Origin of the sequence: Sphingopyxis sp. QXT-31 (assembly GCF_001984035.1) — a bacterium.
GTDB lineage: Bacteria > Pseudomonadota > Alphaproteobacteria > Sphingomonadales > Sphingomonadaceae > Sphingopyxis.
This window is the reverse complement of the sequence record NZ_CP019449.1, coordinates 3,863,426-3,887,390: the sequence shown is the minus strand read 5'-3', so window position 1 is coordinate 3,887,390 and position 23,965 is coordinate 3,863,426. Positions and strand designations below refer to the sequence as shown.

The 23,965-nt window shown below is 69.8% G+C and carries 22 protein-coding genes; 16 read left to right on the top strand and 6 right to left on the bottom strand.

The window, feature by feature from the left end:
* Window positions 1–337: 337 nt before the first annotated feature.
* Both BWQ93_RS18620 and BWQ93_RS18615 read right to left on the bottom strand, forming a co-directional pair.
* Complete coding sequence (locus BWQ93_RS18620; RefSeq protein WP_077031787.1) at window positions 338–904, bottom strand: SRPBCC family protein; 567 nt, start codon at window positions 902–904, stop codon at window positions 338–340.
* The gene (locus tag BWQ93_RS18615; RefSeq protein WP_077031786.1) at window positions 904–1,551 is read right to left on the bottom strand and encodes a glutathione S-transferase family protein; all 648 of its coding nucleotides are present in this window, start codon (window positions 1,549–1,551) and stop codon (window positions 904–906) included. The genes BWQ93_RS18620 and BWQ93_RS18615 overlap by 1 nt, the downstream gene beginning before the upstream one ends.
* A gap of 162 nt (window positions 1,552–1,713) precedes the next feature.
* On the opposite strand from BWQ93_RS18615, the gene BWQ93_RS18610 reads away from it, so the two are divergent.
* The 5 genes from BWQ93_RS18610 to BWQ93_RS18590 all read left to right on the top strand — a co-directional run bounded on the left by BWQ93_RS18610 (window position 1,714) and on the right by BWQ93_RS18590 (window position 9,911).
* Window positions 1,714–3,369: a CHASE domain-containing protein gene (locus BWQ93_RS18610; protein ID WP_232314664.1), complete on the top strand. Its 1,656-nt coding sequence runs from the start codon at window positions 1,714–1,716 to the stop codon at window positions 3,367–3,369.
* A complete protein-coding gene (locus BWQ93_RS18605; RefSeq protein ID WP_077031784.1) occupies window positions 3,356–6,949 on the top strand; it encodes a hydantoinase B/oxoprolinase family protein in 3,594 nt (1,197 codons plus the stop codon). Before BWQ93_RS18610 ends, BWQ93_RS18605 begins: the two co-directional genes overlap by 14 nt.
* A 202-nt stretch (window positions 6,950–7,151) precedes the next feature.
* On the top strand, window positions 7,152–7,826 hold the full coding sequence (locus BWQ93_RS18600; RefSeq protein WP_077031783.1) for a DUF969 domain-containing protein: 675 nt from the start codon (window positions 7,152–7,154) through the stop codon (window positions 7,824–7,826).
* Window positions 7,823–8,761 carry a DUF979 domain-containing protein gene (locus BWQ93_RS18595; protein WP_077031782.1) on the top strand — a complete coding sequence of 313 codons (939 nt, stop codon included), beginning with the start codon at window positions 7,823–7,825 and terminating at the stop codon, window positions 8,759–8,761. The genes BWQ93_RS18600 and BWQ93_RS18595 overlap by 4 nt, the downstream gene beginning before the upstream one ends.
* Window positions 8,762–8,921: 160 nt before the next feature.
* On the top strand, window positions 8,922–9,911 hold the full coding sequence (locus tag BWQ93_RS18590) for a DUF2891 domain-containing protein (protein ID WP_077031781.1): 990 nt from the start codon (window positions 8,922–8,924) through the stop codon (window positions 9,909–9,911).
* Here BWQ93_RS18590 and BWQ93_RS18585 read toward each other — a convergent pair.
* Genes BWQ93_RS18585 through BWQ93_RS18570 form a run of 4 tightly spaced genes read right to left on the bottom strand, consistent with a single transcriptional unit; the run spans window position 9,908 to window position 14,591 of the window.
* On the bottom strand, window positions 9,908–11,140 hold the full coding sequence (locus tag BWQ93_RS18585) for a nucleotidyltransferase domain-containing protein (RefSeq protein ID WP_077031780.1): 1,233 nt from the start codon (window positions 11,138–11,140) through the stop codon (window positions 9,908–9,910). The two genes, BWQ93_RS18590 and BWQ93_RS18585, sit on opposite strands and share 4 nt — an antisense overlap.
* On the bottom strand, window positions 11,137–12,873 hold the full coding sequence (locus tag BWQ93_RS18580) for an ABC transporter ATP-binding protein (protein ID WP_156878294.1): 1,737 nt from the start codon (window positions 12,871–12,873) through the stop codon (window positions 11,137–11,139). The genes BWQ93_RS18585 and BWQ93_RS18580 overlap by 4 nt, the downstream gene beginning before the upstream one ends.
* A complete protein-coding gene (locus BWQ93_RS18575; protein ID WP_077031779.1) occupies window positions 12,866–13,354 on the bottom strand; it encodes a lasso peptide biosynthesis B2 protein in 489 nt (162 codons plus the stop codon). The genes BWQ93_RS18580 and BWQ93_RS18575 overlap by 8 nt, the downstream gene beginning before the upstream one ends.
* A gap of 13 nt (window positions 13,355–13,367) precedes the next feature.
* On the bottom strand, window positions 13,368–14,591 hold the full coding sequence (locus BWQ93_RS18570; protein WP_198040426.1) for a cupin domain-containing protein: 1,224 nt from the start codon (window positions 14,589–14,591) through the stop codon (window positions 13,368–13,370).
* A 274-nt stretch (window positions 14,592–14,865) separates the two neighbouring features.
* Here BWQ93_RS18570 and BWQ93_RS18565 point away from each other — a divergent pair, with 274 nt between their 5' ends.
* The 11 genes from BWQ93_RS18565 (at window position 14,866) to BWQ93_RS18520 (ending at window position 23,955) form a co-directional block, all read left to right on the top strand.
* Entirely contained in the window at window positions 14,866–15,465 is a 600-nt protein-coding gene (locus BWQ93_RS18565) for an aspartyl/asparaginyl beta-hydroxylase domain-containing protein (protein ID WP_077031777.1), read from the top strand.
* On the top strand, window positions 15,462–16,388 hold the full coding sequence (locus tag BWQ93_RS18560) for a hypothetical protein (protein WP_077031776.1): 927 nt from the start codon (window positions 15,462–15,464) through the stop codon (window positions 16,386–16,388). The genes BWQ93_RS18565 and BWQ93_RS18560 overlap by 4 nt, the downstream gene beginning before the upstream one ends.
* Window positions 16,385–17,251: a sulfotransferase domain-containing protein gene (locus BWQ93_RS18555; protein ID WP_083721044.1), complete on the top strand. Its 867-nt coding sequence runs from the start codon at window positions 16,385–16,387 to the stop codon at window positions 17,249–17,251. Before BWQ93_RS18560 ends, BWQ93_RS18555 begins: the two co-directional genes overlap by 4 nt.
* 56 nt (window positions 17,252–17,307) lie before the next feature.
* Window positions 17,308–17,598 (top strand): PqqD family peptide modification chaperone, encoded by a 291-nt coding sequence (locus tag BWQ93_RS18550; protein ID WP_077031775.1) that lies wholly within the window; start codon window positions 17,308–17,310, stop codon window positions 17,596–17,598.
* Between the two features lie 128 nt (window positions 17,599–17,726).
* The gene (locus BWQ93_RS20960; RefSeq protein WP_156878292.1) at window positions 17,727–17,867 is read left to right on the top strand and encodes a hypothetical protein; all 141 of its coding nucleotides are present in this window, start codon (window positions 17,727–17,729) and stop codon (window positions 17,865–17,867) included.
* A gap of 196 nt (window positions 17,868–18,063) precedes the next feature.
* Window positions 18,064–19,884, top strand: a complete 1,821-nt coding sequence (locus tag BWQ93_RS18545; RefSeq protein WP_077031774.1) for an asparagine synthetase B family protein — start codon at window positions 18,064–18,066, stop codon at window positions 19,882–19,884.
* Complete coding sequence (locus BWQ93_RS18540; protein WP_077031773.1) at window positions 19,881–20,507, top strand: sulfotransferase family 2 domain-containing protein; 627 nt, start codon at window positions 19,881–19,883, stop codon at window positions 20,505–20,507. The genes BWQ93_RS18545 and BWQ93_RS18540 overlap by 4 nt, the downstream gene beginning before the upstream one ends.
* On the top strand, window positions 20,504–21,340 hold the full coding sequence (locus BWQ93_RS18535; RefSeq protein ID WP_077031772.1) for a glycosyltransferase: 837 nt from the start codon (window positions 20,504–20,506) through the stop codon (window positions 21,338–21,340). Before BWQ93_RS18540 ends, BWQ93_RS18535 begins: the two co-directional genes overlap by 4 nt.
* Complete coding sequence (locus BWQ93_RS18530; protein ID WP_198040425.1) at window positions 21,337–22,137, top strand: sulfotransferase; 801 nt, start codon at window positions 21,337–21,339, stop codon at window positions 22,135–22,137. The genes BWQ93_RS18535 and BWQ93_RS18530 overlap by 4 nt, the downstream gene beginning before the upstream one ends.
* Window positions 22,134–22,889, top strand: coding sequence for a sulfotransferase family 2 domain-containing protein (locus BWQ93_RS18525; protein ID WP_077031770.1), 756 nt, complete (start codon window positions 22,134–22,136; stop codon window positions 22,887–22,889). Before BWQ93_RS18530 ends, BWQ93_RS18525 begins: the two co-directional genes overlap by 4 nt.
* Before the next feature lie 49 nt (window positions 22,890–22,938).
* Window positions 22,939–23,955, top strand: a complete 1,017-nt coding sequence (locus tag BWQ93_RS18520; protein ID WP_077031769.1) for a LacI family DNA-binding transcriptional regulator — start codon at window positions 22,939–22,941, stop codon at window positions 23,953–23,955.
* The last annotated feature ends 10 nt before the right edge of the window (window positions 23,956–23,965 follow it).

Below are 23,965 nucleotides of genomic sequence, written 5' to 3'. Positions count from 1 at the left end.
AGGAGCTAGCGAAGCTTGGAGAGGGGTGCTTGGACGCTGGCGGTCAAAACCCCTCTCAACTCCGGCTAGGCAGCAAGCTGCCAAGCCTGCGTATCTCTCCCCTCAAGGGGAGAGAGCATAGCCCTGCGAACGTCCGCAACCGCCCGAAACATGCCCTCACCCATCCCCAAACGGCACCCTCTTCCCCTTCGTCCGGCTGGTCAGATGATACCGCCCGCACCGCTCGCAGCGGTACGCCCGCAGCACCAGCCCGCTCGCCCGCGCCGCATCCATCGCCTCGTCGAAACTCGCATAGCGCGCCTTCCGCGCGCAGATGCTCGCCCGCGTGCGCACGACCTCAGCGCATCGCCGCCCAGTCGATCGGCCCCGTCGCGAAACGCTGCCGCAAATTGCCCAGCGCCATCGCGTTGCCGCCCTCGAAAAAGCCGACCAGCGCGCGGCCGCCGTCGCTGCCGGGATAGCCGCGCGAGGTCAGCCGCACGCGCGTCTGCTTTCCCGCCGCCTCGATCTCGAATACGCTCGTCACCTTTTGATACTCGTCCCAGTGCGGGAAGCCCGCCGGCGCCTTGACCGTCCGGAACGCCAGGCTCCTGCCCGGCACGCGCGCGCCGAAACGCTGCTGGATCGTGTCGGACCCGCCGGGCTTGGCCGCGGGATCATAGCCGCTTTCGATCAGGTCGGGATCGCCGCCGACGGTGCGCGCCACCGGCACCGCCCAGCCCATCCAGCCCTCGGCGGTCGAGATGGCCGCCCATACCTCCGCCGGGCTCGCGTCGACCAGCACCTCGTGCTTCATCGTCGTCGTCGCATCGGCCTCGACCGTCTTGGTCACCACGACCGTGTCTGCCTGCGCGGCCGCCGGCACCGCGATCGACAGCGCGGCGGCCAGCACCCAGGCGCGCATCAGGCGAGCACCTTCGCCATCATCCGCTCTTCTTTTTCGACCCAGGGTGCAAAGCTCGGCCGCGCCAATATCGCTGCGCTCCATGCAGCGACCTTCGGGTGCGTCGCCGCGTCGACGCATGCGCCGCAATGCTTGAAATTCATCAGCGGCGACGCGACCGCGAGATCGGCGAGCGTGATCCGGTCGCCGACGAGGAAACCCGACGCGGGGATCGCGCTTTCGAGATAGGCCAGCAGCTTGGGCAATTCCTCGCTCTCGGCCAGCGCCGCGGCGGCCAGATCGCCCTCGCGGCCGAGGAATTTCGGCGCGACGATGCGGTTGAAGAACATCTTGCCGCTGCACGCCGCAAAAACCGTGTCGCCGAACTCCTCCCACCAGATCACTTTCCCGCGTTGCTGCGGGTCGGCAGGGATCAGTTCGGGCGAGGGATGTTTCGCTTCCAGATATTGGACGATCGCGCTCGAATCGGCGAGCATGAAGCCGTCGTCGTCCATCGCGGGCATCTTGCCCAGCGGCGAGGCCGCGCGGAATCCCGGGTCGGGATCGCCGATGCCGACGCCTTTCAATTCGAAATCGAGCCCCTTCTCGCCCAGATAGGCAAGCAGCTTGCGCACGAAAGGCGACACCAGCGAACCGTAAATGATCATATCACCGCTCCCATTTCTCCGGTCCCGTCTTACGCCTCAGGTTGCAAACCGCAACCGTCGCCAGTCCTTATGGCGCGCGCCATATAGCGCTTGCCAGCCGGCCGTCCGCATGGGAATGTGACAGTCAGAGGGGCGCCCGGCGCAGCATTAAGCCACAGGAAAATGAAGTACATGGGCTCGATGTGGGCAGATCGGCTGATGGCGCTGTCGGTGCGCGTGATCGGCTTCGTGATCGTCGCCGCCGCGCTCGCCGGGGCGGCGGGCAGCTTCCTCTACAATCAGGCACAGGAGGCCGATCAGGCGGCGCGCGTCGCGCTGCAGATGAACACGCGGCTGCGCGACCATGTCGGCGTGCTCGAGGGGGTGCGCGCGATGTATCAGTCCGACACCGCGGCGAGCGGCCCCGGCATCCGCGCCTATCTCGCTGCGCTCCGGCCGCAGGAACAAGCGCCGGGGATGGAAGGGGTCGGCATCGCCGCCGCGATGCGCCGCGACGACCCCGCGACCGCCGAGGTGCAGCTGCGCGCCAATTACGGCCGCGACATCGAGGTTTGGCCGCGGACGAGCAGCCAGAAGGTCGGCTTCACGGTCGTCCTCGTCGAACCCTACACCCCGCGCCGCAACGCCGCGCTCGGCTTCGACATGTACAGCGAAAAGACGCGGCGCGAGGCCATGCGCCGCGCGTGGCAGACCGGCCGTCCCGCCGCGAGCGGCATCGTCCAGCTCGCGCAGGAACGCGCCGCCCAGGTCAAACAGCCCGGTTTCCTCATCTATATCCCCGTCTACGCGCGGCGCGCGATCGCGGCGCCCATGCTGCCGCCCGGCGGACCGCCGTCCGAGACCGATGCCCCGGTCGTCGCGACGCTGCCGGGACAGCGTCCGGTCGAAGCCTTCATCTACGCCCCCTTCCGTACCGACGACATGATGCGCGCGATCCTCGGCGACCAGCTCGATACGCTCGACGGGGTCGAGGTGCGCGCGGGCGAGGGGCCGTCGGCGCCGCTCGTCTTCCGTCACGGCACGCTCGGCTGGGACGCGCACGAGCAGAAGCTCCGCGTCGCCGACCGCGAATGGACGATCCGCATCTCCTACGGCCGTTTCCTCGACCGGCTCGGCCGCCCGCTCGGCATCTTCCTGTTCGGCGTCGCGCTCGCCTTGCTCGCGATGCAGATCCATCGCCTGCAGCACCGCCGCCTCGACGTCGCGCAGGCGCTCGCCGACGAGCAAAAACGCCACGCCGAGGACCGCGAGCTGATGATCGGCGAGATGGCGCACCGCATGAAGAACGCCTTCGCGCGCATCGGCGCGCTCGCGCGGATCACGATCCGCGAGTCCGCCGACCTCGAGGAGTTCGAGGCGAAATTCGATGGCCGCATGCGCGCGCTGTCCGACGCGAAGCAGATGCTGGTCACCGGCGCGGTCGACCTGTTCGACCTCGGCCGGATCGTCCGCCGCGAACTCGACCTTGCCGGGCGCGGTTCCGACGACATCAGCGGCCCCGACGTCCGCCTCGACGACGAGGCGGCGCAGGCGCTCTCGCTCGCGCTCCACGAATTCGTGACCAACAGCATCAAATATGGCGCGCTCGCGGGCAAGGGCGACCTCAAGGTCGGCTGGCGCCGCGTCGAGGGCGATATCGAGCTCAGCTGGATCGAGAGCAACCTTCCCGAAACCCCGGCGATCGACGGCGAGAGCTTCGGCACCCAGTTCATCCGCACGCTGATCGAGCGCCAGCTCAAGGGCAGTTGGTCGCGCGCCGCGACCGACCACGGCCTCGCCATCACCATCCGCTGGCCCGATCGCGATGTCGGCGCATAACGACACCCGCTGGCAGATCTGGATCGACCGCGGCGGCACCTTCACCGATGTCGTGGCGCGGTCGCCCGAGGGTCACGTCGTCACGACCAAATATCTCTCCGAAGACCCCGCGCGCCCCGGCGACGCCGCGGTCAATGCGATCCGCGACCTGACCGGCGCGGGCGCAGGCGCGCTGCCCCCGCTCGCGATCCGCATGGGCTCGACCGTCGCGACCAACGCGCTGCTCGAACGCAAGGGCGAGCCGACTTTGCTCGCGATCACGCGCGGGTTCGGCGATGCGCTGACCATCGGCTATCAGGACCGCCCCGAGCTTTTTGCACGCAAGCTCGACCGCACGCCCCCGCCGCACGCCGCGGTCGCCGAGATCGCCGAGCGGGTCGGTCCCGAAGGCGAGTTACTCACCCCGCTCGACGAGGCGCCGGCGCGCGCCGCACTGCAGGCGGCCCGCGACCGCGGTCTCACCAGCATCGCGATCGTGCTGATGCACGGCTATCGCTACCCCGAGCACGAACGCCGCCTCGCCGCCATCGCCGCCGAACTCGGCTTCACGCAAATCTCGACCAGCCACGACGTCAGCGCGCTGATCAAGCTCGTCGGCCGCGGCGACACGACGCTCGCCGACGCCTATCTGTCGCCGGTGTTGCGCCATTATGTCGACCAGTTCGTCGCGCAGTTGGGGGACGGCATCGACCCGCAATTCATGAAAAGCTCGGGCGGCCTCGCCTCGGCCAGCGCCTTCCACGGTCGCGACGCGATCCTCTCGGGCCCCGCGGGCGGGATCGTCGGCATGGTCGGCAGCGCCGCGCCGCTCGGCAAGACCCGCCTCATCGGCTTCGACATGGGCGGCACCTCGACCGACGTCAGCCACTACGCCGGCCGCCTCGAACGCGATAACGAGGGCGTCGTCGCCGGCACGCGCATCCGCGCGCCGATGCTGCGCATCCATACCGTCGCTGCGGGCGGCGGATCGATCTGCCGCTGGGACGGGACACGCCTGCTCGTCGGCCCCGAAAGCGCCGGCGCCAACCCCGGCCCCGCCGCCTATGGCCGCGGCGGGCCGCTCACCGTCACCGACTGCAACGTCCTGCTCGGCAAGATCCAGATGGGTCACTTCCCCAAACTCTTCGGCCCCAACGGCGACCAGCGGCTCGATCGCGAGGTGGTCGTGCGCAAATTCGCAACGATGGCCGCCGAGGTTGGGATCTCCCCCAAAGCCCTCGCCGAGGGTCTGCTCGCCATCGCGGTCCAGCAGATGGCAAACGCGATCAAGCGCATCACCATTGCGCGCGGCCATGACCTCACCCAGGGCTACAGCCTCGTCGGCTTCGGCGGCGCCGCGGGCCAGCATGTCTGCCTCGTCGCCGACGCGCTCGGGATCGACGAGATATTGCTCCACCCGCTTGCCGGGGTGCTCTCGGCCTACGGCATGGGCCTTGCCAAGCCGTCGTCGATCCGCGAACGCACGCTGGCGCTGAAACTCGACGCGCATTGCGCCGGGACCCTCGCCGCCGCGGAAGCTGAACTGTCGGAGCAGGCCCGCACCGACCTCGCCCCCGGCGTCGGAACCACCCGCGAAACCCTGCTCTTCGTCCGCCTCGCCGACAGCGACAATGCCATCGAACTCCCGCTCGCTCCGCCCGCCGAGGTCGCTACGGCCTTCGCCGCCGCCTTCCGCCAACGCTTCGGCTACGCCCCGCACGCCAATCTGGTGGTCGACCGCATCCGCGTCGAATTGACCGAGACGAGTGAGGCAACCGCGTCGCTGCCGCCGCCCGCCGCGACCGAAGAAGCGCCGCCCGAAACCGTCACCGCCTGGCTCGCCGGCGCAGCGCACGACATCCCGCTCCACCAGCGCCGCGCGCTTGCCCCCGGCCGCAGCATCGCCGGCCCCGCGATCGTCATCGACACGCTCGCGACGACGGTGGTCGAACCGGGCTGGACCGCCGAGGTCCAGCACGAAGGCACCTTGCTCCTCGCCCGCACGCGCGCCGCCGCAACGCACGCCACCGCATCCGAAGACCTCGCCGCCCCCAACCCCATCCGCCTCGAAATCTTCAACAGCCTGTTCATGGCGATCGCCGAGGAAATGGGCGGCGCGCTCCGGCACAGCGCCTCGTCGATCAACATCCGCGAGCGGCTCGACTTCTCCTGCGCGCTCTTCGACGGCACCGGCAGCCTCGTCGCTAACGCCCCACATATGCCGGTGCACCTCGGCTCGATGGGCGAAAGCGTGCGGACCATCCTGCGCCAGCGCACGCGCGACGGCCGCGGCATCAAACGCGGCGACGCCTACGCCCTCAACGCCCCCTACGATGGCGGCACGCATTTGCCCGACATCACCGTCATCATGCCGGTGTTCGTGGAGGGAAACACGCCCAGCTTCTTCGTCGCCGCGCGCGGCCACCACGCCGACCTCGGCGGCATCGCCCCCGGATCGATGCCGCCCGACAGCAAGAGCATCGCCGACGAAGGCATCCTCTTCGACAATGTCCTGATCGTCGACAACGGGAATTTCCTCGACGCCAATGTCCACGCGCATCTGACCTCAAGCGAGTGGCCCGCGCGCAACCCCGCGCTCAACATCGCGGACCTCAAGGCACAGGTCGCCGCCTGCCAGCGCGGCGCCAGCGCGCTCGCCGACCTCTCGGCCACGCACGGCGTGCAGACCGTCGCCGCCTATATGGCGCATGGCCAGCGCCAAGCCGAAGCCGCGGTCCGCCAGCTCATCGCGCGCCTGGACGATGGCCAGTTCCGCTACGCAATGGACAATGGCGCCGAGGTTGCGGTTGCCGTGCAAGTCGACCGCAAAGCGCGCCATGTCACCATCGATTTCACCGGCTCGTCGGCCACGCTCCCCGACAATTTCAACGCCCCCGCCCCCGTCGTGCGCGCCGCTGTCCTCTATGTCCTGCGCACGATGCTCGACGATCCGATCCCCATGAACGAGGGCTGCCTCGCGCCCGTGACGCTTATCATTCCCGAGGATTCGATGCTCAGTCCGCGCTATCCCGCCGCGGTCGTCGCGGGCAATGTCGAGACCAGCCAGGTCATCACCGACGCGCTGTTCGCCGCCTTTTGCGCGATGGCCCCCTCGCAGGGGACGATGAACAATTTCACCTTCGGTAACACCGCCCACCAATATTATGAAACCATCGCCGGCGGCTCGGGCGCCGGCCCGGGCTTCGACGGCACCGGCGTCATCCAGACGCATATGACCAACAGCCGCATGACGGACCCCGAGGTGATGGAAATGCGCTTCCCCGTCATCGTCGAGGATTTTTCGATCCGCAAAGGCTCGGGCGGCGGGGGCCGTTGGCACGGCGGCGACGGCGCCACCCGCCGCATCCGCTTTCGCGAGCCGATGGCCGCGAACATCCTTGCCAACCGGCGCAAGATCGCCCCCGCAGGTCTGGCGGGCGGCAACGACGCCGCCCCCGGCTGCAACTGGGTCGAGCGCGCCGACGGGTCGATCGAGATGCTCGGCGCCACGGGCAGCGCGGACCTCGCAGCCGGCGACGCTTTCGTGATCGAAACGCCGGGTGGCGGGGGCTATGGGAAAACCCAAGGGAACAACAATTGACGGCAGCGGCGCAAATCTTCCTTCTCCCTCGATGGGAGAAGGATACGAAGCCTTATCGCGAAGCGATTAGGCGGAGTTGGATGAGGGTGAGGACACGTCCCTGCACCTTCGAAACAGACCGAAACCGCACCCCCACCGCTGCGACTAGACGGCAAGCCGCCAAGTCTCGCTGCCTCCCCCATCAAGGGGGAGGGAAATAACCATGCTCGTCCTGATCGGCATTCTCATCATCATCGCGGGCTTCCTGCTCCGCTTCAATCCTTTGCTCGTGATCATGGCGTCGGCGCTCGCGACCGGTCTCGCCGCCGGGCTCGACATCGCGGCGATCATCGCCGCCTTCGGCAAGGCGTTCAACGACACGCGCTACGTCTCGATCATCTGGATCGTCCTCCCCGTCATCGGACTGCTCGAAGCCTATGGCCTGCAACAGCATGCGCGCAACATCATCGGCCGCATGCGCGGCGCGACCCTCGGCCGTCTGCTCACCGGCTATCTCTTCCTGCGTCAGGCCTTTGCCGCGGTCGGCCTCACTTCGGTCGCGGGCCACGCGCAGACCGTCCGCCCGCTCGTCGCGCCGATGGCCGAAGCCGCCGCCGAGGCGCAGAGCCCCGCGCTCTCCGACGACGAGCGCGAAGAGGTCAAGGCCTATGCCGCGGCGACCGACAATGTCGGCGTCTTTTTCGGCGAGGATATCTTCCTCGCCTTCGGCTCGATCCTGCTGATGCGCGGCATCCTCGAAGGCTATGGTTACGACATCGAGCCGCTGCACCTCTCGCTCTGGGCGATCCCGACCGCGATCGCGGCCTTCCTGATCCACGGCTTCCGCCTCCGCCGCCTCGACAAGCGGATCCGCCCGACCGGGGAGCGCGGCGCATGATCACCCTCGGCCATGTCTATCTGCTGGCGGGCATCGTCTTCGCGCTCTTCGCGCTGCTCGGCCTCTATGACCGCAGCAACCCCAAGCGCTTCGGCAACGCCGCCTTCTGGGGCCTCGTCGCAACCGCGATGATGGCGGGCGATTATCTCGGCGATTTCGGCAACGGGCTGCTCGTCCTCGCGCTCGTCGCGATCGCCGGCACCGGCCAGATCGGCCGCGCGCCCGGCGGCGAGGTTCCTGCGGAGGTGCAGGCGGAACGCGCGGCCAGATATGGCAATTTCCTGCTCCTCGTCGCGCTGATCATCCCCGCGGTCGCGCTGATCGGAACCTTCCTGTTCAAGGAAATTCCCGGCCTCGCCGACCCCAAGCAGGCGACGCTCATCTCGCTCGCCATCGGCGTGCTGATCGCGCTCGCCGTCGGCATGGCGCGGCTCAAACCGCCCGCGCTGCTCCCGCTGCAACAGGGCCGCCGCCTGCTCGACTCGGTCGGCTGGGCGGCGATCCTGCCGCAGATGCTCGCCAGCCTCGGCGCGGTCTTCGCGCTCGCCGGGGTCGGCGACGTGGTGGGCGGCCTCATCGGCACCGCGATCCCGCAGGGCAGCCTGTTCGGCGCGGTGCTCGCCTTCGGGCTCGGCATGGCGCTCTTCACCATGGTGATGGGCAACGCCTTCGCCGCCTTTCCGGTGATGCTCGCTGCGGTCGGCATGCCCTTGCTCATCAAGCAGCACGGCGGCGACCCCGCGGTGGTCGCGGCGATCGGCATGCTGGCGGGCTTCTGCGGCACGCTGATGACCCCGATGGCGGCGAATTTCAACCTCGTCCCCGCCGCGCTGCTCGAGCTCAAAAACCCCTATGGCGTGATCAAGGCGCAGATCGGCACGGCGGTCCCGCTGCTCGCGGTGAACATCGTCTTCATCTGGCTGTTTGCTTTCTAATCAATCCTACGTGTGGCGAAGCCATGGGGAGGGGGACCGCTCGCGAAGCGAGTGGTGGAGGGGCCAGCGACGTTGCGTCATCGCCCCTCCGTCAGCGCTCCGCGCTGCCACCTCCCCATCGCTGCGCGACAGGGAGGATCGTGACGTCTAGAGGTACCCCATGCACCTCAACCCCGATCACGCCGCCCGGTTCGCAACCGCCACCTTGTCGCATCTCGGCCGCGAATATCCGTACAAGATGGACCTCGTCCTCCTCGGCCCCGAGGATGCACAGCCCCCGCGCGAGCATCACCCGATCTTCCACGGCAGCTTCGACTGGCACAGCTGCGTCCACGGCTGGTGGCAGATATTGCGCCTCGCGCGCCGCTTCCCCGACCTGCCGATCAGCGCCGACATCCGTGCGCGTGCCGACGCGATGCTCGTCCCCGAAAAGGCAGCGGGCGAGCTCGCCTTCTTGGATCGCCCTTACTCCGCCGCCTTCGAGCGCCCCTATGGGTGGGCCTGGCTGCTCGCGCTCCACGCCGAGGCAGAAGAGCACGAAGCCCCTTGGGCGAAGGCGCTCGAACCGCTGGCCCTCGCCTTCGCCGGACGCTTCCACGCCTTCCTCCCCAAGCTCACCTATCCGCTGCGCGTCGGAACCCATTTCAACATCGCCTTCGCGCTTCTCCTCGCGCGACACTGGGCCGAAACCCGCGACCCCGCCCTCGTCACGCTGATCGATACGAGCGCGCGGCGCTGGTTCGCCGATGACCGCGACTGCCAGGCGTGGGAGCCCGGCGGCGACGAATTCCTCTCCTCGGCGCTCAGCGAGGGGCATCTCATGGCCGCGGTCCTCGGCACCGACTTCACCCGCTGGTTCGACGCCTTCCTCCCCCGCGCCGCGAAAGAGCAGCCCGTCACCCTTTTCACCCCCGCCACCGTCTCCGACCGCAGCGATGGCAAGATCGCGCATCTCGACGGCCTGAACCTCAGCCGCGCCTGGAACTGGCGCATGATCGCCGCGACGCTCGGTCCCGCGCACCCCGTCGCACCGGTCGCCGAGGCGGCCGCAGAGCGACACCTCGCCGCCGCGCTCCCGCACGTGACCGGCGACTATATGGGCGAACATTGGCTCGCGAGCTTCGCGCTGCTCGCGCTCGACGGGCTCTAGGCTTCGGTCCCCAGCCAGGCACGCAACGCGCGCGCATCGGCGACCTCGGCGTCGAGCACGCTATCGCCGCGCTGCCGCACCCAGCGCCAGCCGTGGTGAGCCATTCGCGCCGGATAGGCGGGCCACACGCGCCAGCTGTCCACCGGCACCCCGGCATAATGCGCGACGATATGCCGCGGCGGGAACAACCGCGTGAGCGCCAGCGCCAGCTTGCCGCGCCGCCGCCCGGTCTCGGCCATGCGCGTCGCAAAGCCACGCTCGGCGCGCCGCCCGGCGTCCTGCAGCAGCAGCGCCTCGGCCGCCGCGATCAGCCGCGCGGGCACCGCCGCGGTCGCGGGGTCGCCGGTCTCGCGCTTGCCCATATATTTGGCGACCAAGGCGAACAGCAGCCGCGCCCCGCCCGCGCGGCCCACCGCCTCGGCCTCGCCCCAGAAGCGCGGCCAGTCGATCGCCGCGCCGTCGATCGCGCGCACGAGGTCGCTCAGCACCTGCGGCCCCGTATCGAAAGGCTGGCGCCCATAGGCCGCGTGCACGACGAGGTGCAGCAGCATATCGGTGGGATCGAGATAGGATATCTCCGCCGGCCCCAACCCCGCACGCACGCGCCGCGCGAGCAGCCCTTCGGTCGCCGCCACCGCCGCGCCGCGATCCTCGCCCTCCACCGGGTTCGACAACCGCCAGTGCAGCTCGAACGCGATCTTCTGCGGCCCCCAGTGCAACGGCGGCAGATGTTTGTGGTGGACGAGCGCATAGTCGATCGGCGTATGCGACACCGGCCCCGGCACCGCGCCTGCGGCCTCCATCGCCGCATGGAGCCGCAGCGCATCGGCTTCGCTCAGCAGCAGGTCGATGTCGCGCATCGGGCGCAGCGCCGGATTGGGATAGGCATGCCAGGCGAGCCATGCGCCCTTGAGCGCCGCATAGGCCAACCCCTCGCGGTCGGCGAGCGCGGCCACGGCGATCAGCGCCTGCTGCACCGCCAGCACTCGCTCGCTCGCCGCCCGCCACCCACGCGCCCAGCGCGTCCGCAGCGCTTCGGGCACCGGCCAGTCGGCACCGCGTCCCTGCAGCTGGTGGTGCAGCAGCGGCGCCAGCCGATATTGCTTCGCCATGTCGCCGATGACGTCCCACTCGGCTTCGGACAGCGCCGCGAGCGCCGCGCGGTCGGCCAAACGCACCTCCGCGAGCATGTCGAGCAGCAACCCCGCCAGCGCCCCGCGCACCGTCATTCGGCGGCCTCAGCGTGCGGGACGATCCGCCCGTCCTCGATCCGCACGAGCTGGTCGGCGAGGTCGAGCATCGTCGGGCGGTGCCCGATGATCACGAGCGTCACCTGCCCGTGCAGGCCGGCGATCGCGCGCCGGATCGCCGCCTCGTTCGCAGGGTCGAGCGCGCTCGTCGCCTCGTCGAGCACCAGCAGTTGGGGCGACAGCAGCAGCGCGCGAGCGAGCGCGATGCGCTGGCGCTCGCCGCCCGACAGTTGCTGGCCGCGGTCGCCCACCGGGGTGTCGAGCCCCTGCGGCAGCGCAAAGACAAAATCGGCCGACGCCTTCTCCAGCGCGGTATATAGTGCGGCCTCGTCCGCATCGGGCGCGGCCCACAGCAGATTGTCGCGGATGCTGCCGCCGAGCAGGAAGGGCTGCTGCTGGACATAGGCGACCGAGCGCCGCCACAATTGCCGCGTCGCGCCGGCGATGACGAGATCGTCGACGCGCATCTCGCCCGCGTCGGGCGACAGCAGCCCCATCAATATATCGGCAATGCTGCTCTTGCCCGCGCCCGACGGCCCCACGATTGCGGTCGTCGTCCGCGCCGGAAGGACCAGGTCGATATCGTCGAGCGCCGCGCCCTCGCGCCCCTCATAGGTGAAGCCGACGCCGCGCAGCTCCACCGCGCGCTCCAGCCGGATCGGCGTCGCCCCTTCCGGCGCGGGCGCCTCGGTCGCCGCTTCGGTCTCGCGCCGCAGCGCCTCGCTCTCGGCCATCGCCGCCGCCGAATGCAGCCAGCTGTGCCAGCTCTGCTGCATCACCCCCAGCATCGGGACCAGCCGCGCAAAGACCAGTAGGATCGGCAGCAGCGCCGCGAGCGGCAGGTCCAGCACCGCCAGCCCGACATAGACCAGCGCAGCGAGCAGCGCCCCGCCGCCCAGCTGCAGCGCCGTGCGCCCATGGCTCGCGCTCGCCGCATGGTCGACCTGCCGCGTCCGCAGCGACCGCAGCACGGCGGCGAATCGTGCGCGTTGTCGCGCCTCGCCGCCCAGCATCTTGGTGATCCGCACCCCGTCGAAGCCCTCGGCGACCTCGGCCTGCAGCGCCTTGTTCGCGCCGCTCAGCGCGCGCCCCAGCTGCACCGCATGGCGGCGGTGCCCGGCAAAGCCGAACAGGATCAGCGCCCCGCCCAAGGTCGCGACCAGCGCGACCTGCCACGACAGCAGATACGCCGCGGCCAGATAGGCGATGGCGGTGAACGACGTCGCCGCCAGCGTCAGCAATTGCTGGAACGCGCCGCCGATGCGCCCGATGTCGGTGATCAGCAGGCTCGCATGGTCCGACGCGCGCCGGCTCGCCAGCCAGCGCCACTCGGCCGACACCAGCCCGGCAAATATCGCCTCGCGCATGCGATCGACCAGGCGATGCTGCAGCTCGAGCGCCTTCATCGTCTGCACATGCTTGACCCACGCACGGACGATCAGCAGCGCGAGGAAGATCAGCACGACCTGCCCCAGCGTCACCCCGCCCGCGATGCCGCCGAGCAGCTCGCCGAGCCGCCCCGGCACCGCCGCGCCGCCGCCCCCGCCGTCGACCAGCGCCAGCATCGGCACCAGCATCATGATGCCGACCCCCTCGGTCAGCGCCGCCGCGATCATCAGCAGCAGCACGGCGAGCAGCCGCCCGCGGTCCGCCGTCGCCAGCATCGCCCGGACCAGCGCCACGGGCTCGACGGGCAGCGCGGGCTCAGACAAAGGCCGCGACCTCGACCAAAGCTGGATCGACGGGATAACCGGTGACCCGCTGCCCCGACGCCTCGAGCCAGGCATGCGCGGGCGGCGTGTCGGGGTCGGCCTCTACCGCCGCCCGATGGTCGCGCCACACGCCGAGGTGCAGCGTCGCGGCGATCCCGCGCCGCTTCAGCATTATACGCGCCGCGATCGCCTGCGGCAGGCACACCGCCTCGACCGGAAGGCGCCTTGCTGCAAAGCGCACCGCCCAGCTCACCCGCGTCGCGCGGTCGTCGGGGCGCTCGCGCCGCGGGGGCGGCGGCAGCGCCGCGGGCGACACCGGCCTCCCCAGCCAGCGCACGACGCGCCGGAACGGCAGCACCGCCACCGCGATCCGCGCCGCGAGCAGGAGCAGGCTCGCCTCGGCGACGAGCAGGACGCGCGGCCCGCCGAGCCGCCACGCGCTGGTGAGCTTGCGCCGCGCGAGGGCGATCCGCCCGGTCATACGTCCCGCCCGCTCATGCGTCCAGGTCGACGAAGATCGCACCCGCCGCGGTGAGCCGCACGACAGTAGCGGCGAGCTCGCGCCGCCCCGCCGCGTCCAGCCCGTCGGCGAGCGCGGCAAAGCGCATGTCGTTGCCGCTCGACAGCCGCCCCAGCACCGCGCCGACGGCCTCGCTGCACGCCTGGAAACGCTCGCCGACCCACAGCCCGAAACCGCCGCTCGCGGGGTCGTGCACCGGCGCCAGTCCGCGCGCGCTCGCCAGCCGCAAACGGCTCTCGTCGTCGAGCCGCGGCAGCGTGCCCGCCGCAAATTCGGGCAGGGTGAAGCGCGGTCGCGCGACGCGCTCGGCTTGTTGCGCGGCGAGGAAGGCGGCGGGCGGATGCGCCGCGTGCAGCGCCTGCAGCGCCGCGCCCAGCTCGTGCCAATATTGGGTAATCGCCGCCTCGCCCCTGGCGACCGGCCAGTCGGTTCGGAACAGCGGGTCGGCCAGCGCCTGGCCGACCAGCCAGCGCAGATAATCCTGCCCCGACGGCGGTCCGAGCGCGAGCGTCAGGTGCAGGCTCGGCTCCTCGACCGGGGTTGCGACGTGCCACCAGCCGCGGGGGATATAGAGGATCGCACCTTCTTCGAGGATACCGTCGAACACCGGCACGTCGTCCTTCGGCAGCGGCGGCGCCTCCTCGCCGCGCGTCGCGAAATCGCGCGTCGGGCGGTGGACGCGCCAATGCTTGCGCCCGGCAACCTGGAGGATGAACACGTCGTGCCGGTCCCAGTGCAGGTCGAAGCCATTGTCGGCGCGCCACCCGGCGTAAAGGTTGATGTTGCAGCGCGCGCCGAGCTCGCCGCTCAGTCGGTCGGCGAGCACCCCGATCCGCGGCACCATCTCATCGACGAAGCTCAGCACCAAAGTCGCGCCCTGCGCCAGCTGCGCGGTCACCGCACCCGCGTCGATCCGCCGGTTGTTGCCCGAGACATGGACGAAGCGTTCGGTCGCGACATTCTTGCCGCCCTTGACCAGGATCAGCCGCGGCGGCTCCAGCCGCTGCGTGGTCAGGACATGGTTGATCTCGTCCCAGCCGATCAGCGCGGCAAAACGCCCCGCCTGCCCCGGCCAGGCGTGAAAGGCACGGTTCCAATATTGCGCCAGGAAATCGGCGACCTGCAGCGGCGCGACCAGGTCGGCCAGCACCGGCGTCGCCGCTTCGCGGCTCAATTGCCCCTGGTCCCGCTCCGCCACGCGCATCTCCCCCGGGGCGAACACCGCCCCGCCCCGTCTTAGCCAGCGCGGCGCGGCGGTTCAATGCGCGTGGGGTGTTGGGGTACGGTGAGGCTGCCAAACCGCGCTCTATTTCCGTTGGTGTCGAGCGTAGTCGAGACACCCATCAGCAGCGCGCGCCTTCGGGGTGTCTCGACTTCGCTCGACACGAACGGGACTTATGGATCGGTTTGCCAAACTCCCCACCCCACTTCCCCCTTGCCGCCCCAGCCCGCACCCGCCAATAAGACCCCCCATGGCCGTGATCGTCACCAAACCCGCCAATGTCCGCGACTTGGGGCCCGTCGACGCATCGGCGCTGCGCGACCGTGTCGTCGCGATTTCGGACCGCACCTGGGGGCAGGAAGATGCGCTCAAGGAAAATGATTTCGAGGTCTTCCACCACCCCCGCCATATCGTCTTCCGCTTCACCCCGGGCAATCGCGACCCAGAGGATCATTACGAAAATCCCGGCTGGCACGTCTGGCGCGGGCTGCTCCAGCCGGTGATGGACGCTGCCATCGCGCCCTATGCTTTTGTCGACCCCGCCTTTCCGAAAGCGATGCTCGCGCGGCTCGAGGCGGGGCAGCTGATCGACCTCCACCGCGATGGCGCGGGATCGAACCTTCGGACGCACAAGATCCACGTCCCGCTGATCACCAATCCGGGGGCCTTTTTCCTCTGCGGCCCCAACCGCCACCATCTCGCCTATGGCCGCGCGTGGGAGGTCAATAATATCGCGCCGCACGGCGGAGTGAACGAGGGCGACGCCGATCGTATCCATTTCATCTTCGAAGTCTTCGACCGTGCCGCGACCGAAAACACCGCCGCTGCCGAGACCGCGCCCGCGAAATGACCGCCGGTCCCTTTTATTCGCATTACGGGTTCAACCTGCGCTCGGACCTCGCGCTGCCGCACCTGCTGCCCGGCGATCCCGCCGCGCCGGTCGACGCCGAAATCCGCCTCGCCCCCATCGCCGCCGACCGGCTGGACGAGGCGCTGCATTTCCGCAACTGGCGCGCCGAACCGGGCGAGATCCTCTTCCAGGCCTTCGGTATCTGCCGTCTGCTCATCGCCGGCGGCCGGTCGATCACCGTCGAGCGCGAAGCCGGCGCGACCGACGCCGCGCTGGTCTCGATCATCCTTGGCACCGGGGTCTCGGCGCTGTTGATGCAGCGCGGCATCCTGCCGATGCACGCCTGCTCTATCGCCAGCGACACGGGCGCGATCCTCGTCATCGGGCGCTCGGGCGCGGGCAAGTCGACCCTGCTCGGCGGTCTGATGGCGGCAGGCTGCACGATGCTCGCCGACGACGTCACCGGCGTGGTTGTGGGCGACGCGGGCGCAACCGCGATCCCCGCCTTCCCGGCGATGCGGCTGTGGACCGACAGCCTGTCGCTGCTCGGCAAGGACGCCGACGACAAAGTCCAGGTGCGCGAGGATATCGAGAAATATTATGTCGGCGTCGACCGCTTCCACGGCCACCCGATGCCGGTACGCGCGGTCGTGCTGCTCCAGGGCCATAATGGCGCCGCCATCACCTCGCGCCCGGTCGCGATGGCGAATCGCGTCGAGGCGCTCGCGCGTTACGTCCACCGCAAGAATTTCCTCCGCGGCCTCGGGCTCCAGCGCTGGGGTTTCGACGCGGTCGTCCGTCTCGCCCAGTCGGTCGACATGGTCGCGATCGGCCGGCCGATGCTCGGCGCAACCCCCGCGTCGATGGCGGCGGCGGTGATGGATCATTTCGGCATCGACCCCGCGCTCGAACCGGCGGCGTGACGCACGCGATGCCCGGCTCGCTCGTCTGGCTCGCCTCCTACCCCAAGTCGGGGAACACCTGGCTGCGCGCGATGCTCACCAACCTGCTCCACGCGCCCGGCGACGACTTCAGCGTCAATGCGCTGGCGGGCGGTATCACCGGGGGCGACCGCCACGCGCTCGACGATGCCTGCGCCATTTCCTCGGCCGAAATGACCGCGGCCGAGCTGCTCCCCTATCGCGCGCTGCTCCACCGCCAGATGGCGGCCGAAGCGACCGCCCCCTTCTTCGTCAAGACGCACGACCAATATGCGATTGGCCCGGACGGCACCGCGCTCTTCCCCGCCGACGCCAGCCGCGCCGCGATCTATATCGTGCGCAACCCGCTCGACGTCGCGCTCAGCTTCGCGCATCACAGCCAGCAGGACCTCGACGCCACCATCGCGCGCATGGCCGACCCGCACGCGACGCTCAACGTCTGGCCCGACCGGATCAGCGACTTCCTGCCCGTCCACCTCGGCCGCTGGAGCGACCATGTCGCCGGCTGGACGCAGCAGCAGGCGATTCGCGTCTGCCTCCTCCGCTACGAGGACATGCTCGCCGACCCCGCCATGGCGCTGAAGCGCGTCGCCGACGCGGTGGGCATCGACACGAACCCCGAGGCCGTCGCCGCCGCAGTCGCCGCGAGCAGCCTCGAAAACCTCCAGCTGCGCGAGGCGGCCGAGGGCTTTTCCGAAAAGCCCGCCAACATGCCCGCCTTCTTCCGCAGCGGCCGCGCCGGCGAGTGGACCGCGGTGCTGAGCGAAGCCCAGGTCGCGCGCATCGTCGCCGACCATCGCGCGCAGATGGCGGCGCTCGATTATCTGCCGCCTTCAATCGCTTGACGCCGCCCGCACCCGCTCGCTATCGCCGCGGCGGGGCAGAGATTTTGGGGGAAAGCATGACAGCCGCAATTTCGGGCAGCACCGTCGTCGCACGCAATCCGTCGATACTCTTCAACGATTTCGACGACGGGCTGATGATGATGGACATCGACAGCGGCAATTATTTCGACATCGATTCGGTCGGCGGCCGCATCTGGGCGCTGATCGACGCCCCCGCGACGCTCGATGTGATCTGCGAATCGCTGGTCGCCGAATATGATGTCGACGCGGATGTTTGCCGCACCGAAACAATTGGATTCATTGAGGAGCTGGCCGAAAAAGGCCTCGTAACGCTGCAGGAGTCCTAAGTATTTGGGACATGGGCCTAATGCCTTGACGCAAGGGTCATTCTGTCCCACTATGAGAAGGTATTTGTCATTGGGGTAGCAAGGGCCGAAGGCTATGCTACCGGCATCAGCGTAAAGAGGGGGAAGTCATGACCAAGACCGTAGAAACTCGCACGCCGCGCAAGGATTGGCAGAAGCCCGAACTGCGTTCGGTGATCCCGGCCGAGCGCACGCGCGGCGGTGGCGGCGACATCAACGATCAGGACGACACTTTCTACGACGCGTCCTGATTGCGACCGGGCACCCCAGAGGCGCCCGTCCATTTTCTTTTCGGACCCGTTGGACGGCCGCGCGGCGCGCGGCCGTTGTTGCTGTGTCCTGGACCTGGGCGCCCTCGCTTGACGCCCGTCTGCCGCTCGGGCACGGCTGCGCGGTCGGGGATTCTTCGGGACCGGACGCATAATCGGGACGGATCGATCAAGCGCAATGCATCGATTTTGTGGTAGCATCCACCGCCGGGGCGCACCCGCCGATCGCGCAGCGATCGCCGCCACGCTCGGCCCCGAAGCCGCCATCGAAACGCGCGCCGCCGCCGCATTCGGCTCCGTCGCCACGATGCGCCCTGCACCCTCGTGCGATGCGCTTTTCTTTTCAGACAGCCTGATCCTCGTCGCCGATGCGCGCATCGACGGCCAAGCCGAACTCCGTACCGCGCTCGGCCCGCTAGCCCCGCCCGAAGGCGCGCCCGCCGCCGCGCTGATCGCCGCCGCCTGGCGCCGCTGGGGCAGCGATTGCCCGCTCCATCTCTACGGCGACTATGCCTTCGTCCTGCACGACGCCGCGACCGGCGACAGTTTCGCCGCACGCGACCATGTCGGCGCACGCCCCTTCTTCTATACGCTCGATGCGGAGCGCTTCGCTTTCGCCAGCGATCTCGCGGCGCTGCTCGCGCTCCCCGGCGTACCCGACGACCTCGACGAGGATTATGCCGCGACCACGCTCGTCCACCGCGAGTTCCAGCCGCTCGGCCGCAGCTTCCTGCGTGCCGTTCGCCGCCTCGAACCCGGCCACCGGCTGCATCTTTCGGGTGGCACCGTCCACATCGACCGCTGGTGGCAGCCCGAGGCGATCGTCGTCGACGAGCGCGCTGGCGACGCCGAAACCCTCGCCCGCTACCGTTTCCTCGTCGAACAAGCGGTGATCGATCGCCTTGCCGGCGCGACGCGCGTCGCGGTGCATTTGAGCGGCGGGCTCGATTCCTCGCTCATCGCCGCGCTCGCGGTGCCCGAGCTCCGCCGCCGCGGCCTGGCCGACCCGCCGAGCTACAGCTGGCACCTCGTCGATCCGGACGCCGAACCCGACAGCGAACCGGGATGGAGCGAGGCGATCCGCGCGCATCTGGGGCTCGAGCTCTTCGCGCCCACCCTCTCGGCCGACGAGATGACCGAGTTGTTCGCGCGCGACTGGACGCGCGGTCCCGACATCCGCAACCTGCTCCACGAAGGCGCGACGCAGCGCGAGGCGGCGGCGCGCGATATCCAGGTCATCCTGTCGGGCTGGGGCGGCGACGAGGGCGCCTCGTTCAACGGCCGCGGCCATCATCCGAAACTCTTCGCGACCGGCCGCTGGAGGGCACTCTACCGCGATGCGCAGCGGCCGGGTCTCGTCGCAGGGCTGCGCACCATCTATCACGCCGGCCGCCGCCTCGGCCGCGAATATCGCCCGCGCGTGCCGCTGCGCTGGCGCGCGCGCACCGGCCACAGCCTGATCGACCCCGGCTTCCTCCGCCGTGCGCGCCTCTACCCCGTGCCGCGGCTGCGCGAATTCGGCGTCCGCCACACCCAGCATTATCTGCTGCGCTACAGCTCGACCACCGCGCGGCTAGAGGACTGGGCGATCAGCGGCGCCGCGCACGGCCTCGACTATCGTTTCCCGCTACTCGACCGCCGCCTGCTCGAATTTATCTATACGCTGCCGCCGCGCATGTTCCGCCGCGGTCCGATGCGCCGCTGGCTGATCAAGCAGGCGAGCGCGGGCCTCCTCCCCGACGTCGTGCGCCTCAACAACAGCAAGAAGGAGCCGCTGCGGGTCGCGTGGATCGAACGCGCGCTGGGCGAGGCGATGATCCGCATCGCCGACCGCCTCGACGCCGCCGGAACGCCGCCAAAGCGCGCGCGCTATCTCGACATGGCCGAAGTGCACCGGCGCCTCGCCGACGCGCGCCGCACCGGCATCAGCCGCGATTCGGCGCTACGCCTCGCGATCCAGTTCCTCGACATCCCTCCCGATCCGGCGGCGCGGCCATGATCCTGTCGTTCAGCCGCCGCTTCGCCTTTATCGCGATCCCCAAGACCGCGGGGCATGCGCTGCGCACCGCGCTCCGCCCACTGCTCGCGCCGAACGACTGGGAACAATGCACCCTGTTCGACAGGCGCTATTTCCCCGTGGCGCCGCTCGCGGCGATCGGTCACGGCCACCTCTCCTACCGCGACGTCCAGCCCTTCCTCCTCCCCAGCCAGTGGGACGCAATGACCAGCTTCGCGGTCGTCCGCTCCCCCTTCGACCGCTTTCTCTCCTTCGCGCGCTTCGCCTGGCGCAAGGGCGACGCGATGGAACGCGACCCGCTCGGCACGATGAAGCGCGCGCTCAAGGACGACCGCGGCCATATCCTGCTCCGTCCGCAGCACGAATTCGTCTGCGACGACGACGGCAGAATCCGCACCAGCCTGCTCCTCCGCCACGAGAATCTCGCCGCCGACATGGCCCGCCTCTCGGCCGCGCTCGGCGCGCCGCTCGCCCCGCTCGAGCCGGTCAATGTCTCGCCCGAAAACCAGGGCGCCACCCTCGACGCCGAACTCGCCGACATGATCCGCGCCCGTTACGCGCGCGACTTCGCGCTCTTCGGCTATGATCCGGACGCGGCGCCATGACCGCGCCGACGCTCGTCACCGTCTCTTCGCCCGATTTTCGCATCGGGACCGAGGTCATGCTGGCGAGCTTCCGCGCGACCAACCCATGGTTCGACGGCGACATCCTCGTCTTCCACAGCCGCCTGTCCGAAACCGACCAGACCACGCTCGCCGACGCCTTCCCGCGTCTTTCATGCCGCACCGCCAGCCGACGCCTCGTCGCCGCGATCGATGCCCTAGTCGCCGCGCACCCGTATCTTGGCGGCCGCCGTGACCGCTTCCTCAGCCTCGAGACTTTGCTTCTGGGCGGCCCCGGCAAGCGCATCTTCGCCGACAGCGACCTGCTCTTCCGCGGCGACATCTCGTCGCTGTTCGCCAGCGACGCGTCACTCGTCGCTGCCCCCGACGCCGCGATGCTGCGCGGCAACCAGCGCGACGCCGACACGCTCGCCGAGGTGGCGGCGGAAGGCGAGGCGCGCGCCAGCTTCAACGCCGGGCTGCTCGTCTACGACCCCGACCCTGCGATGGCCGACGCGCTCTGGCCCTTGCTCGATCCCGCCGGATGGTCGCGCATCGCCTCGCAGCACACCGACCAGGCGGTGTGGAACCTGCTGCTGCGCGACCGCGTCGCGCTCGTCGGCACCGGCTTCAACCTGATGATCGGCCACCGCGCCGCCAGCTTCGCACACGAAGCCGTGCCGGTCGCCGACGCGCGGGTGCTCCACTTCAACGGCGCTGCCAAACCGTGGCGCCCCGACCGCCACGCCGACGCCATCGCGCGCGACCCCGCCTATGCCGAGGCGCTCCGCCTATGGGCGGCGGCGCGCGCCGACTGGCTCCGGAGCCGGGCATGATCACCGGCGCCGCGGGCGCGGTGCGGCGCCACCTCTTCCTGCTCGCGCCAAACAACAGCGGATCGACCTTCCTCGCCGCCGCGCTCGCCGATTGCGCCCGCGCCTGGTCGCTGCCGCGCGAGGGCCAGCATGTCGCGGGTTTCCAAGGCCCCAGCTCGCGCGGCACCGGCACGCGCCTGCTCTGGGCCGCCGGCCCGGCGTCGATCGCAACCTTTCGCGAGGCCGCCGCCTACGACTGGACGCGCACCCGCCGCGCGTGGGAATTCCACGCGCGCGCTTCGCAGGCAGGCGCCGACACGCTCGTCGTGGCCTCGCCGCCCTTCCTGCTGATCGCCGACCAGTTGGCAGCGGAGTTTCCCGATGCCGCGTTCCTGATCCTCGTCCGCAATCCCTATGCCATCGCCGAGGGCATCATCCGCCGCGGCGGGGCGGCGGGTCCCGTCCCTCCCGGCGACAGCCTCGCCACCACCGCCGCGCGCCATATCGTCGCCGCGCTCGCGGCGCAGGAGGCGAACCGCGCCGCGCTCGGTTCGCGCGCGGCCTTTTTCACCTATGAAGAGATGTGCGCCGCGCCCACCGACGTCGCCGCGCGCATCGCGACGCTCGTCCCCGAACTCGCCGACCTCGACCTCGCCCGCGCGCGTCCCGTCAAGGGCCGCTACGACGAGCCGCTGCGCGACATGAACGCCGACCAGATAGCGCGCCTGACGCCGCAGCAGATCGCCGACCTCGATACGGTCTTCGCCGCGCACCGCCCCTTGCTCACCCGTTTCGGCTACGACAGGGTCGGCGCATGACCGACGCCGCGCGCCCGCTGTGGATCTTCCTCCACGTCCCCAAATGCGGCGGCACGACGCTGAAGGCGCATCTCGAACGCCATTTCGTGATGGACGAACAGCTCGTCGAATTTTCGCACTGGGGGCGCAGCTATCGCAAGACGCACGGCCGCCCCGATTTCGCCGACCGCCCGCCGGAGGAGCGCGCCAGCGCCGAAATCCTCTCTGGGCATCAGACTTATTACGGCATCGACCGCCTCGTCCCCGGCCCGCGCGATCCGCGCTATTTCACTGTGCTGCGCGACCCGGCCGAGCGCTGCGTCTCGCTCTATAATTTCCGCTGGAGCCGCGGCCACGCCCCCGACGATTTCACCATCTGGTACCGCGACTATTATCTCGCCGAGCAGCGCAACTACATGGTCCGCTTTTTCGCCGAGGCGCTCTACGGTACCGCGCTGCCCGCCGACGGCGCGCAGCGCCTTGCCATGGCGCGGCAGATGCTGACCCGCTGCTGGTTCGTGACCACCGTCGATCGCTGGAACGAGGGGCTCGATTTCGTCTGCGACGCGATGGGCATCCCGACCGACTGGCAGCATCATCGCGCCGCGGGCGATTCCGCGCCGCTCCCCGCCTCGCACCCTTCGCAAAGCGAGGTGGTCGCGCGCCGCCTCGCCCTCGACGACGATCTGCGCGCGCGCATCCACGCCGACTCGCCCGGGGATGTCGCGCTCGTCGACTGGGTCCGCGCGCGCCGCTGGCCGCTCGCCGATTGACAAGCGTCCCCCTCGCGGCGACAGACGCGACAGAGGGGAAGAGGCCGGAATGACCGCAAAAATGCTGCGCCCGACATCGTTCGACGTCGCCGAACGCGCGGGCGTCTCGCAATCGACCGTTTCGCGCGCGCTGCGCGGCAGCCCCGGAGTCAATGCCGAGACGCGCGCGCGCGTGTCGGCCGCGGCGCGCGAACTCGGCTATGTCGTCGACCGCCACGCCTCGTCGCTGCGGCTGAAGAGCAGCGAGACGATCGCGCTCGTCACCATCTGCCGCCCCCGCGAGGATCGCAGCGCGATCAATCCCTTCTACTTCGCCTTGCTCGGCAGCATTGCGGAGGCGACGTCGGCGCGCCGCTTCAACCTGCTCGTCAGCTTCCAGGAAAGCCCGGCCAATTTCCGCGCCGACTTCGTCGCCTCGGGGCTCGCCGACGCGATGATCGTCATCGGCACCACCAGCAATCGCCCTGCCTGGGCCTATTTTGCCGAGGCGCAGGCCTCGGGGCTCGACTTCGTCTGCTGGGGCAGCCCGGGCGATCCCTTCCACTGGATGCGCAGCGACAATGACGCGGGCGGCCGGCTCGCCGCCGAACATCTGGTCGCGCAGGGGCGCCGCCGCATCGCCTTCCTCGGCCCTGCCGATTCGGCGCAGCGCCAGTTCGACGAGCGGCGCGAGGGGCTCGCCGCCGCGCTCGCGGATCATGGCATCGCGCCGATCGTCTGGCCCGCGGTCTCGGCCGCCGACCGCCACGCGCAGGGCGTTCAGGGCGTGCGCGACCTGCTCGCGGCGCACCCCGACGTCGATGCGGTCTTCGCCGCGACCGACATGCTCGCCTTGGGCGTGCTGCAGGGGCTGAAGGAGATGGGGCGGAGCGTGCCGGGCGACGTCGCGCTGATCGGCTTCGACGGTATCCGCGCCGGCACCCTCGCCGACCCCGCGCTCACCACGATCGAGCCCGACCTCGACGCCGCGGGCGAAGCGCTCGTCGCGATGGCGCTCGAGGATGACGAACACGCGCGCGACGGTACCCGCGTTCCGGTTCGGCTGGCGCTGCGCGGCAGCGCATAGACCCGCGCCC

Bases quoted from the DNA above. Each gene is read 5' to 3' on its own strand.
- BWQ93_RS18560 (WP_077031776.1), top strand. From the start codon at position 15,462: ATGACCGCCGGTCCCTTTTATTCGCATTACGGGTTCAACCTGCGCTCG.
- BWQ93_RS18620 (WP_077031787.1), bottom strand. From the start codon at position 904: ATGCGCGCCTGGGTGCTGGCCGCCGCGCTGTCGATCGCGGTGCCGGCG.
- BWQ93_RS18535 (WP_077031772.1), top strand. From the start codon at position 20,504: ATGACCGCGCCGACGCTCGTCACCGTCTCTTCGCCCGATTTTCGCATC.
- BWQ93_RS18585 (WP_077031780.1), bottom strand. From the start codon at position 11,140: ATGACGGTGCGCGGGGCGCTGGCGGGGTTGCTGCTCGACATGCTCGCG.
- BWQ93_RS18590 (WP_077031781.1), top strand. From the start codon at position 8,922: ATGCACCTCAACCCCGATCACGCCGCCCGGTTCGCAACCGCCACCTTG.
- BWQ93_RS20960 (WP_156878292.1), top strand. From the start codon at position 17,727: ATGACCAAGACCGTAGAAACTCGCACGCCGCGCAAGGATTGGCAGAAG.
- BWQ93_RS18610 (WP_232314664.1), top strand. From the start codon at position 1,714: ATGAAGTACATGGGCTCGATGTGGGCAGATCGGCTGATGGCGCTGTCG.
- BWQ93_RS18550 (WP_077031775.1), top strand. From the start codon at position 17,308: ATGACAGCCGCAATTTCGGGCAGCACCGTCGTCGCACGCAATCCGTCG.
- BWQ93_RS18600 (WP_077031783.1), top strand. From the start codon at position 7,152: ATGCTCGTCCTGATCGGCATTCTCATCATCATCGCGGGCTTCCTGCTC.
- BWQ93_RS18605 (WP_077031784.1), top strand. From the start codon at position 3,356: ATGTCGGCGCATAACGACACCCGCTGGCAGATCTGGATCGACCGCGGC.
- BWQ93_RS18565 (WP_077031777.1), top strand. From the start codon at position 14,866: ATGGCCGTGATCGTCACCAAACCCGCCAATGTCCGCGACTTGGGGCCC.
- BWQ93_RS18545 (WP_077031774.1), top strand. From the start codon at position 18,064: ATGCATCGATTTTGTGGTAGCATCCACCGCCGGGGCGCACCCGCCGAT.
- BWQ93_RS18525 (WP_077031770.1), top strand. From the start codon at position 22,134: ATGACCGACGCCGCGCGCCCGCTGTGGATCTTCCTCCACGTCCCCAAA.
- BWQ93_RS18575 (WP_077031779.1), bottom strand. From the start codon at position 13,354: ATGACCGGGCGGATCGCCCTCGCGCGGCGCAAGCTCACCAGCGCGTGG.
- BWQ93_RS18540 (WP_077031773.1), top strand. From the start codon at position 19,881: ATGATCCTGTCGTTCAGCCGCCGCTTCGCCTTTATCGCGATCCCCAAG.
- BWQ93_RS18615 (WP_077031786.1), bottom strand. From the start codon at position 1,551: ATGATCATTTACGGTTCGCTGGTGTCGCCTTTCGTGCGCAAGCTGCTT.
- BWQ93_RS18595 (WP_077031782.1), top strand. From the start codon at position 7,823: ATGATCACCCTCGGCCATGTCTATCTGCTGGCGGGCATCGTCTTCGCG.
- BWQ93_RS18520 (WP_077031769.1), top strand. From the start codon at position 22,939: ATGACCGCAAAAATGCTGCGCCCGACATCGTTCGACGTCGCCGAACGC.
- BWQ93_RS18530 (WP_198040425.1), top strand. From the start codon at position 21,337: ATGATCACCGGCGCCGCGGGCGCGGTGCGGCGCCACCTCTTCCTGCTC.